The following is a 9,713-nucleotide window of genomic DNA, read 5'->3' as shown; positions in this document are numbered from 1 at the left end:
TCGTCTTGCCATGGTCCACGTGACCGATCGTGCCCACGTTGACGTGGGGCTTGGTACGCTCGAATTTTCCTTTTGCCATTTTTCCGACTCCGAAAAATATCTATCTCAAAACAACAGGATCTCGGCGCAACCAGAACCGGACGCACCTTCAAATGGTGCCCATGGCGGGAATCGGACCCGCGACCTCTCCCTTACCAAGGGAGTGCTCTACCACTGAGCCACATGGGCAAATCTGATCATCACAAAAAATAATGACAGACGAAAAACCAAAAAAGTGGAGCGGGAGACGGGAATCGAACCCGCGTCATTAGCTTGGAAGGCTAGGGTTCTACCATTGAACTACTCCCGCATTGGCTTTTCAGCCTTTGCGAAGCTCGTCAAAATGACAAGCTACTCACTAAATTTGGTGGAGGGGACTGGATTCGAACCAGTGTAGGCGTAAGCCAACAGATTTACAGTCTGCCCCCTTTAGCCACTCGGGCACCCCTCCGAAGAATTTCGAATTTTAGCACGACTTTCATCAACACCAACAAAAATTGGCAAAAAGACAAAAGATTTGGCGCGGCTGGCGGGGATCGAACCCACGACCCTTGGCTTCGGAGGCCAATACTCTATCCACTGAGCTACAGCCGCGCTAATTGACATGCAAGCTCAACATTATTGCACGCAAGCACACGACAACAATGACGCGGGAACATCAAACCGTGCCATCACCCCATTTGAGACCCAGGCCAGACAAAAAAGCGTCTGTCGCACTCGCACCCACTTTCACCAAATCAAACGCCCCCTGGCACAAGATCCAGTTTTGAATGAGCCCATCAAACAGAGCATGCAAAGCAACCGCAGCCTCATGCGGAGACAGAGAGACCGGCAATGGACTCACTTCAGCCGCCAAAGCGAAGTCTTTGGCAAGCTGCGCCGTGAAAGCACCCGACGCAGCAATGTGCCGATCCCGGATAGCAGCCATCTCTTCCACATACTCAACTTTGTACATGGCAATTTCAAACACACGCCGGGCCTGGGCATTCGATGCCACAACCCCCAAAACGAACGCCATCTCCGAACGCAGACGCCCCACAGGATCGCCACTCGCAAGACACGAGAACTGAGCACAGCCCTCCTCCAAAGGCAGCGTCACGCGATCCATCATGGCGTTAAACAGATCGACCTTGTCTTTGAAGTGCCAGTAGATCGCCCCGCGCGTCGCCCCCGCCGCCGAGGCAATGTCACTCAACGAAGCCCGCGACACGCCCTTTTCACAAAACACACGCTCGGCCGCATCAATCAATCCATTGCGTGTCGCAGCTGCGTCTTCCTTGGACCTGCGCGCCATCTCCACCATCCATTTCTTTAACGGCAACCCGAAAATCCGCGGTCACCATTCAATTATACATTCACGATTGTATGCATAATCCCGCACCTTATCCGTCGGGCTTTCGTTCGACTGCAATCTACTGTGGTCATCTTCTTCGGCTTCTGAAATGATCGACCTGCCCTCGCTCCAGCTTCAAAGGAATTCCATGAAGAGCTTGCATGACGCGCCATCCACACCACACCATCCACCTCGCATGCAAGCACGGCTTGTTGTCGGCATGCTCGCTTCCGCGCTGATAGCGGCTGGCTGCACCAAGGAAGCGCCAACGGCACCCAGCGCTGCAGGACAGAGGCCTGCCGTTGAAGTGGGTACTGTCACGGCGACTCCAGGCGATGTGGGTCTGGTCACCGAGTTGCCGGGGCGCGTGGAGGCCTCCAGGGTGGCTCAAGTGCGCGCCAGGGCAGCAGGCATCTTGCAGCAACGGATGTTCAAGGAGGGCAGCGACGTGAAGGCGGGACAAACCCTGTTCCGTATCGATGAAGCCCCCTACGCGGCGGCCTTGGACAGCGCCAAGGCCAACCAAGCCAAGGCAGAAGCCAACCTGGCACAAACGCAAGCGCAGCTGGAACGGTACCGTCCGTTGGTCGAAGCCAATGCGATCAGCAAGCAAGATTTCGTCAACGCAGAGGCTGCAGTCAAACAATCCCAGGCAGACGTAGCCTCGACCAAGGCAGCGGTGCGTACCGCAGGCATCAACTTGGGTTACGCAACGGTCACAGCACCGATTTCAGGCCGAATCGGTCGGGCTCTGGTGACAGAAGGTGCGCTGGTAGGTCAAGGCGAGGCAACTCCTCTGGCTGTCATCCAGCAAATTGACCCTGTCTACGTCAACTTCACTCAATCTGCCAACGACATTCTTCAGCTGCGCAAAGCCATGGCCAGCGGCCAATTCAAGCGCGCGGAGGGCAAAGACGCAGCGAGCGTGCGCCTGATCTTGAGCGATGGAACGGAGTACGAGCACCCTGGCAAGCTCCTGTTTTCCGACCTGACCGTGGACTCCACCACAGGCCAAATCACCTTGCGCGCCGAGGTGCCCAACCCCAAGGGTGAACTGTTGCCAGGCTTGTACCTGCGGGTCAAGCTGGAGCAAGCCCAGGCCAGCAATGCCATCACCCTTCCGCAGCAGGCCGTGACACGCACACAGCAAGGGGACATCGTCAACGTAGTCGCTGAAGACGGAAAAGTCAGCCAGCGCGCAGTCAAGATCAGCGCGGCGAAGAACAACCGCTGGGTTGTTCGCGAAGGACTACAGGCGGGCGAAAAAGTCATGGTGGACGGCTTCCAGAAGCTGCAAATGCTTCCACCTGGCACGCCCGTGAAAGCGGTCCCTTGGCAAGCACCAGGCCAAGCAGCAGCACCTGCGCCTGCCGCCGACGCATCCGCCGCTAAGCCCTGAGAGGCATACACATGGCCAAGTTTTTTATTGACCGCCCCATCTTCGCGTGGGTGATTGCACTGTTCATCATGGTGCTGGGGGGCGTTGCCATCACGCAGCTGCCCATCTCGCAATATCCCCCGGTTGCACCGCCTTCGATCGTTATCAATGCGTCTTACCCGGGCGCTTCTGCGCAAACGCTGGAGGACAGCGTTCTTTCCGTGATCGAGCGTGAAATGAACGGGTCACCAGGGCTCATCTACATGGAGTCTGTGGCCCAGGCCGATGGCTCCGGGAGCATCACCCTGAGCTTCCAACCCGGAACCAACGACGACTTGGCACAGGTGGACGTGCAAAACCGCCTGTCCCGCGCATCTCCGCGGTTGCCTGCTACCGTCACGCAACAAGGCGTGCGCGTGGACAAGTCGCGGTCCAACTTCTTGCTGTTCACGATGCTTTCGTCCAGCAACCCCGAAACCGATACCGTCGCTCTGGGTGACTATGCATCCCGCAACGTGGTGCCAGAGTTGCTGCGACTGAAAGGCATTGGGCAAGCGCAACTCTTCGGCACAGAACGTGCCATGCGGATCTGGATCGATCCCGCAAAGATGCTGAGCTTCAACATTTCCACCGCGGAGATCACGGCTGCCATCCGGGCGCAGAACGCGCAGGTTGCCAGCGGCACCATCGGTGATCTGCCCAACCTGTCTGGCCAGGGCATCTCAGCAACCGTGGTCGTTAGCGGGCAGCTGTCTACCGTCGAGCAATTCTCCAACATCATTCTTCGGGCCAACGCCGATGGCTCCACCGTTCGCCTCAAGGATGTGGCGCGCGTGGAGTTGGGTGGCCAAGCCTACGCTACCGCTGCGCGACTGAACGGCAAACCCGCCGTAGGTATTGGCGTCCAACTGTCGCCCAGTGGGAACGCGCTGGAAGCCGCAGAAGCAGTCCGCACCAAGATGGACGAGCTCTCGCGCTACTTCCCAGAAGGCATGAGCTGGAGCATTCCTTACGACAGTTCTCGCTTCGTGGATATTTCTATCACCCAGGTGGCCAAGACGCTGCTGGAAGCCGTCGCCCTGGTGTTCCTGGTGATGTTCCTGTTCCTGCAGAACTGGCGCTATACCGTCATCCCCACCATCGTGGTCCCCATCGCCTTGCTGGGTACGTTCGCCATCTTGCTGGCTCTGGGCTTCTCGATCAACGTGCTCACCATGTTTGGCATGGTGCTGGTGATCGGTATCGTCGTGGACGACGCCATCGTCGTGGTGGAAAACGTCGAGCGCATCATGAGCGAGGAAGGGCTGTCCCCGCTGGACGCCACGCGCAAAGCCATGCGCCAGATCTCAGGCGCCATCATCGGTATGACCGTGGTGCTGATCTCGGTGTTCGTTCCACTGGCCTTCTTTGCGGGCTCCACAGGCAACATCTATCGGCAGTTCTCGGCCGTGATGGTGGCCTCCATCGGGTTCTCGGCATTCATGGCGCTGTCGCTCACGCCGGCCCTTTGTGCCACGCTGCTCAAACCTGTCGAAGCAGGCCATCACCACGAAAAGAGCGGCTTTTTTGGCTGGTTCAATCGCAGCTTCGCCTCTGGCGCCAAGCGCTATGAAGGCTGGGTGGCCCGCATGCTCAAGCGTGCGGTTCGCTACCTTGTGATCTACGCAGCCATCGTGGGTGCTGTGGCCGTGGTCTACATGCGCCTGCCCACGTCTTTCCTGCCCAGCGAAGACCAGGGCAACATCATCGTGAACGTGCAGCTCCCGCCCGGCGCCACGCAAGAGCGAACGCTGGCTGTGATGGAACAGGTGGAGCAATTCATCCTGAAGCAGCCCGAAGTGCAAAGCATGGTGGGCGTTCTGGGCTTCAGCTTCTCCGGCCAGGGGCAGAACGCCGCGTTGGCCTTCGTGACACTCAAGGACTGGAGTGAACGCCATGGCCCTGGCCAGTCTGCACAAGAGGTCGCAGGCCGCGCGTTTGGCGGCTTGTCCGGCATTCGCGATGCATTCATCTTCCCCTTGAGCCCACCGCCCATCCCAGAGCTGGGTAATGCCAGCGGCTTCACCTTCCGCCTGCAGGACCGTAGCGGCGCAGGCCATGAGGCACTTGTCAATGCACGCAACCAGTTGCTGGGCATGGCCTCGCAGAGCAAGGTGTTGACGCAGGTGCGGCCAGACGGGCTGGAGGATGCTCCGCAACTGCAAATCGACATCGACCGCGACAAGGCCAACGCACTGGGCGTCACCTTCGATGCGATCAACTCGACGCTGTCCACTGCTTTGGGCTCCAGCTACGTCAACGACTTCCCGAACCAGGGGCGCCTGCAGCGCGTGGTGGTTCAAGCCGATGCACCCGCGCGCATGCAGCCGGACGACTTGCTGAAACTCAACGCCAGCAATACCCAAGGCAAGCCTGTGCCACTGTCGGCCTTCGCCTCCACCAAGTGGGTCAAGGGTGCCCAGCAAACGGTGCGCTACAACGGTTATCCGGCCATGCGCATCTCGGGCAGCCCTGCCCCCGGATACAGCACTGGCGCGGCCATGGCTGAAATGGAGAAGCTGGCTGGCCAACTGCCGGCAGGGTTTGGCTTCGAGTGGACCGGACAGTCGCGCGAAGAAAAACTGGCAGGCTCACAGTCGCTGATTCTCTATAGCTTCGCGATCCTGGCCGTGTTCCTCTGCCTGGCGGCCCTGTACGAAAGCTGGTCCATCCCGCTGGCGGTGATCTTGGTGGTGCCACTCGGTGTGCTGGGTATTCTGCTGGCCACCCTCATGCGCGGCTATGCCAATGACGTTTATTTCCAGGTGGGTCTGATCACGATCATCGGCTTGTCGGCAAAGAACGCCATTTTGATCATCGAATTCGCGAAAGACCTGCAGGCACAGGGCAAGGGGCTCATCGAGTCTGCCCTGGAAGCTGCCCATCTGCGCTTCCGTCCCATCATCATGACCTCGATGGCATTCGGTCTGGGTGTCGTTCCCCTGGCCATCGCCAGCGGCGCGGGCTCCGCCAGCCAGCGCGCCATCGGCACCGGTGTGCTGGGTGGCATGGTCACGGGCACTGTACTGGCAGTGTTTTTTGTTCCGGTGTTCTTCGTGGTGGTGCGTAGCCTGTTCAAAGGCAGCGCACGCCAGCAGGAGATGAACCGCCGCCACGCAGAAGAAGCCGGAATTGGAAACCATGACTAAGAAAATCACGCCTCTCGCTTTGGCCCTGGTCACCCTGCTGACGGGGTGCTCCATGATCCCAACGTACGAGCGCCCCGCCGCGCCCGTGCCCACAGGCTTCCCCAACGTGCCCGCTTCGGAAAGTCATGCCACGCTGCCATCATGGCGTACCTACTTTGCCGAACCACGGCTGCAGCAGTTGATTGAGCTGGCGCTGAACAACAACCGCGACCTGCGCATTGCAAGCCTCAACGTAGAGCAAGCGCGGGCCCAGTTCCAGGTACGTCGTGCTGCGCAATACCCAGCCGTGGGACTGGCGGCCAACGCCACACGCGCATCTGCGTCCGGCACGGGCAACATCACCAACAACTTCAGCGTTGGGTTGGCCGTGACTGCGTGGGAACTGGACTTCTTCGGCAGGGTGGCCAGCTTGAAGGAACAGGCGCTTGCGCAGTATCTGGCTACTGAAGAAGGCCGCAATGCGGCCCAAGTCAGCCTGATCAGCTCCGTCGCCAATGGGTGGTTGAATTTGCTGGCCGACGAGGATTTGCTGGAACTGTCTCGCCGCACTCTAGCGACCCGCGAAGAGTCGGTTCGCCTGACCAAACTGCGTCTGGATTCTGGTGCCGCATCCGAGCTCGACTACCGGCAGGCCGAATCTTTGGCGCAAGCTGCGCGGACCACGCTGGCCCAGCAGCAGCGCCAGCGGGCACTGGATGAAAATGCGCTGGCTTTGCTGCTGGGGCAGCCCTTGCCCGAAGACATCCGCGCCACCCTGGGACGCAGTGACCTGAACGCAGCGCCAGTCATCCAGGCCGTACCTGCGGGCCTCCCCTCCGATCTGCTCGTGCAGCGTCCTGACATCCGCCAGGCAGAGCAACAGCTGATCGCCGCCAATGCCAACATTGGTGCAGCGCGGGCCGCTTTCTTTCCACGCATTTCACTGACAGCCCAAGCCGGAACGTCGAGTGGTGAACTGTCCGGCCTGTTCAAGAACGGCTCCTGGGGCTTCACCCTCGCGCCTTCGCTGTTGCTACCGCTGTTTGATGCGGGCGCCAATCAGGCCAATCTGGAGAGCGCACAGGCGTCTCGCAGCGTAGCCGTTGCCCAGTATGAAAAAGCCATCCAGACAGCGTTCAGAGAAGTGGCGGACGCGCTCGCCAGCCAAAGCTCGCTCACAGAGCAGTTAGAAGCGCAGCGCAAGCAAGCCGAAGCGGAATCCATCCGCTTCAAGCTGGCAGATCTGCGCTACCAGAATGGCGTGGCCAGCTACCTCGACTTGCTGGATGCGCAACGGTCTCTGTTCAGCACCCAGCAGGGCGTGGTGCAAGTTCGGTTGAGCCAGTTGCAAAACCAGGTGTCGTTATTCAAGGCACTCGGCGGCGGCTGGACCGACGAGACAACAAGCGCCAAGCCTTGATGGGGGACAAAGTTCCGCAGCCTATAGATATAATTTAAGGTTGATTTCATCAAAGCCCCCGAAACTCCAGAGGACGTCATGAGCGACAACCACCACGAAGAAGCGCATACAGGCCCGATCAAGACCCCTAAGCAACTACTCGTGGCGGGATTCCTCTCGTTCGTGGTGCCGATCTTTGCCATCATCGGCCTGGTGCTGTATGTCTCGTCCAGCAACAAGCCCGCACCGGGCGCGTCCAACCCTGAAAAGGCCTTGGCTGAGCGCATCCAGAAAGTAGGCATGGTGGAAGTGCGCGACGCCAACCGCCCCCTGCGTGCAGGCGAAGAGGTTTACAAGGGCCAATGTGCCGCTTGCCACGCCACGGGCGCTGCGGGCGCACCCAAGCTCGCAGACGCGGCAGCCTGGGCCCCGCGCATCAAGACTGGTTTTGAAGCGCTGGTGCAATCCGCACTCAAGGGCAAGGGTGCCATGGCGCCACAAGGCGGTGGTGATTTCAACGACACAGAAATTGCACGTGCCGTGGCTTACATGGGCAATGCAGCCGGTGCCAAGTTCGAGGAACCCGCTGCACCTGCTGCTGCAGAGGCCAAGTGATCAAGGCGAGCCAAGTCTATTGATCAAAAAAGCCGGTGCATTGCACCGGCTTTTTTATTGGCGCATGCCGAACAAGCAGCGGCCAGGCACTCTTCAAAAAACCATAACGATCAGCAGCCAGCGTCAGATCTCTGTGCGCAGCTGCTGGAACTTAACGTCGCTGTGACTTGGCAGGGCTGCGAACAAAGCCGTACTGCGCGGGCAAGTCGGCAGACACCACATCACGGGGCACCCAGACTCCTTGCTCTACCGCTTCCGCGGCCAGCACCATATCCTGCGAGTGCACCAAACCGAGTCCTTGGGGCGAAGCGATATACAAACGCCCCTCTTCGTCCAAAAGGCATTCCCCCGCACTGGTTTGCAAACCGGTATGGGACTGCAGGCGGTAGTCCGGCAAAACCTGCCAGACCCACGGAGTGCACTCCAACTCGACGTACACCCGCTGCGGTCCGTTCTGAAAGAACCATCGCCCCTCATCGTCGCTTTCGTAATTGCGGCCGATGAAATCAATGAGTTTTTCGTGCCGCAGCCACGAACCACGGCTTTGCGGAAAATCTCCAGCGGCCTGCGCGGCGTCGTCGCGCATGAACCAGCGCCCTCGCGCATCCAGCCCCAGCCATCCGTAGCAATCCGGTACGTTTGGCCATTTGGCCAATGCTTGTTTGACGATGTCATCCATGGGCGAATTGTGCCTTTCATCCGGGCAGTTGCGCTGTCAGCCAAGCGCTCACAGCATCTGGCATGGCGCGCACATGCCCGGGCCACGGGCCTTGCGCAAAACCTACATGACCACCGTGCCTGGGTTGCCACAGCGTCACGCATGGCCCCACCTCCCCGGCACGGGGCAGGCTGCTTGCAGGCACGAATGGATCGTTGAGCGCATTCACCACCAAGGCGGGCACACGAATGTGGGAAAGAAGTGGCTTGGAAGAGGCGCGATGCCAATAGTCTTCGGTATTGCGAAAACCATGCAGCGGCGCGGTGAATACGTTGTCAAAAGCGTAGAGATCACGCGCTGCCAGGAGCGCGTCCCGGTCAAAAAGACCCGGGTGTTGTTCCCATTTACGTAATGCCTTGGGGATCATGGTTCGCAGGAACATGCGGGTGTAGATCTGGCGATTGAAGCCGCGGCCTATGGCGTGGCCACCGGCCGCCAGGTCCAGGGGAGAGCAAATCGCCGCCACGGCCTTCACATGACTCGATGCGTCTGAACCAGCCTCCGCAGCCCAGCGCAGCAAAGCATTGCCGCCCAGCGATACACCAGCAGCAATCACCGGCCCAGGATGGCGAGCACGGAGCTGGGCCAGTATCCAGGCAATCTCTTCGTAATCGCCTGAATGATAGGCACGCGGGGCATGGTTGAGCTCACCGCTGCAGCCACGAAAGTGGGGCAAAGCACACGCCCAACCCCGCTCCTGGGCCACTTCAGCAAATGCCTGACAGTAGTGGCTGCGTGAAGAGCCCTCCAGCCCGTGAAACACCACCAGCATCGGAATCTCGGCAGAGTGCGCAGCGGGTGGGCAATCTTCGCCACCCGCCAAGAAATCCACGTCAATGAAATCAGCGTCGGGCGTTGTCCAGCGTTCACGTCGAAAAACCGGAGTGGGGCCATGCGTGCGTCGCGAAAACACCGCAGGCCAGATGGTTTGCATCTGACCTCCAGGGAGCCACCAAGGCGCTACATATTTCATAGCTTCTAGCGTTTATTCAACGGGCATTAGAGCCACTTTTTAGGCTCTTCTAGCGAATGCTAGTGATGCACTCGATAAATGTCGTACGTCG

At 59.5% G+C, this 9,713-nt stretch carries 7 protein-coding genes, 4 tRNA genes and 1 pseudogene; 4 read left to right on the top strand and 8 right to left on the bottom strand.

The window, feature by feature from the left end; genetic code table 11:
* The 6 genes and pseudogenes from IHV84_RS19630 to IHV84_RS19605 form a co-directional block, all read right to left on the bottom strand.
* A pseudogene (locus IHV84_RS19630) lies at positions 1-79 on the bottom strand (elongation factor Tu); the annotation flags it as partial.
* A 74-nt stretch (positions 80-153) separates the two neighbouring features.
* A tRNA-Thr gene (locus IHV84_RS19625) sits at positions 154-228 on the bottom strand.
* Between the two features lie 47 nt (positions 229-275).
* Positions 276-349, bottom strand: a tRNA-Gly gene (locus IHV84_RS19620).
* 55 nt (positions 350-404) lie between these two features.
* Positions 405-490 (bottom strand) — tRNA-Tyr (locus IHV84_RS19615).
* A 67-nt stretch (positions 491-557) separates the two neighbouring features.
* Positions 558-633: transfer RNA gene (locus IHV84_RS19610), tRNA-Arg, on the bottom strand.
* A gap of 64 nt (positions 634-697) precedes the next feature.
* Positions 698-1,333, bottom strand: coding sequence for a TetR family transcriptional regulator (locus IHV84_RS19605; RefSeq protein ID WP_198848104.1), 636 nt, complete (start codon positions 1,331-1,333; stop codon positions 698-700).
* A gap of 235 nt (positions 1,334-1,568) precedes the next feature.
* Between IHV84_RS19605 and IHV84_RS19600 the strand changes: the two genes are divergently transcribed.
* The 4 genes from IHV84_RS19600 to IHV84_RS19585 all read left to right on the top strand — a co-directional run bounded on the left by IHV84_RS19600 (position 1,569) and on the right by IHV84_RS19585 (position 7,931).
* Positions 1,569-2,771, top strand: coding sequence for an efflux RND transporter periplasmic adaptor subunit (locus IHV84_RS19600; protein WP_233100143.1), 1,203 nt, complete (start codon positions 1,569-1,571; stop codon positions 2,769-2,771).
* Between the two features lie 11 nt (positions 2,772-2,782).
* A complete protein-coding gene (locus IHV84_RS19595; protein ID WP_198848102.1) occupies positions 2,783-5,938 on the top strand; it encodes an efflux RND transporter permease subunit in 3,156 nt (1,051 codons plus the stop codon).
* Positions 5,931-7,337, top strand: coding sequence for an efflux transporter outer membrane subunit (locus IHV84_RS19590; RefSeq protein WP_198848101.1), 1,407 nt, complete (start codon positions 5,931-5,933; stop codon positions 7,335-7,337). Before IHV84_RS19595 ends, IHV84_RS19590 begins: the two co-directional genes overlap by 8 nt.
* A 78-nt stretch (positions 7,338-7,415) precedes the next feature.
* Positions 7,416-7,931 carry a cytochrome c5 family protein gene (locus IHV84_RS19585; RefSeq protein ID WP_066691840.1) on the top strand — a complete coding sequence of 172 codons (516 nt, stop codon included), beginning with the start codon at positions 7,416-7,418 and terminating at the stop codon, positions 7,929-7,931.
* Between the two features lie 151 nt (positions 7,932-8,082).
* Here the strand turns inward: IHV84_RS19585 and IHV84_RS19580 are convergent, their stop codons facing one another.
* A complete protein-coding gene (locus IHV84_RS19580; RefSeq protein ID WP_198848100.1) occupies positions 8,083-8,610 on the bottom strand; it encodes a DUF2946 family protein in 528 nt (175 codons plus the stop codon).
* A 16-nt stretch (positions 8,611-8,626) separates the two neighbouring features.
* Complete coding sequence (locus tag IHV84_RS19575) at positions 8,627-9,622, bottom strand: YheT family hydrolase (RefSeq protein WP_198848099.1); 996 nt, start codon at positions 9,620-9,622, stop codon at positions 8,627-8,629.
* Positions 9,623-9,713 lie beyond the last annotated feature (91 nt).

It is taken from the genome of Acidovorax sp. IB03 (assembly GCF_016406015.1).
Taxonomy (GTDB): domain Bacteria; phylum Pseudomonadota; class Gammaproteobacteria; order Burkholderiales; family Burkholderiaceae_C; genus Acidovorax; species Acidovorax temperans.
The sequence above is the reverse complement of the archived record's forward strand: the minus strand, read 5'-3'. Positions and strand labels throughout refer to the sequence as shown.

Bases quoted from the DNA above. Each gene is read 5' to 3' on its own strand.
- IHV84_RS19595 (WP_198848102.1), top strand. From the start codon at position 2,783: ATGGCCAAGTTTTTTATTGACCGCCCCATCTTCGCGTGGGTGATTGCA.
- IHV84_RS19605 (WP_198848104.1), bottom strand. From the start codon at position 1,333: ATGGCGCGCAGGTCCAAGGAAGACGCAGCTGCGACACGCAATGGATTG.
- IHV84_RS19580 (WP_198848100.1), bottom strand. From the start codon at position 8,610: ATGGATGACATCGTCAAACAAGCATTGGCCAAATGGCCAAACGTACCG.
- IHV84_RS19575 (WP_198848099.1), bottom strand. From the start codon at position 9,622: ATGAAATATGTAGCGCCTTGGTGGCTCCCTGGAGGTCAGATGCAAACC.
- IHV84_RS19585 (WP_066691840.1), top strand. From the start codon at position 7,416: ATGAGCGACAACCACCACGAAGAAGCGCATACAGGCCCGATCAAGACC.
- IHV84_RS19600 (WP_233100143.1), top strand. From the start codon at position 1,569: ATGCAAGCACGGCTTGTTGTCGGCATGCTCGCTTCCGCGCTGATAGCG.
- IHV84_RS19590 (WP_198848101.1), top strand. From the start codon at position 5,931: ATGACTAAGAAAATCACGCCTCTCGCTTTGGCCCTGGTCACCCTGCTG.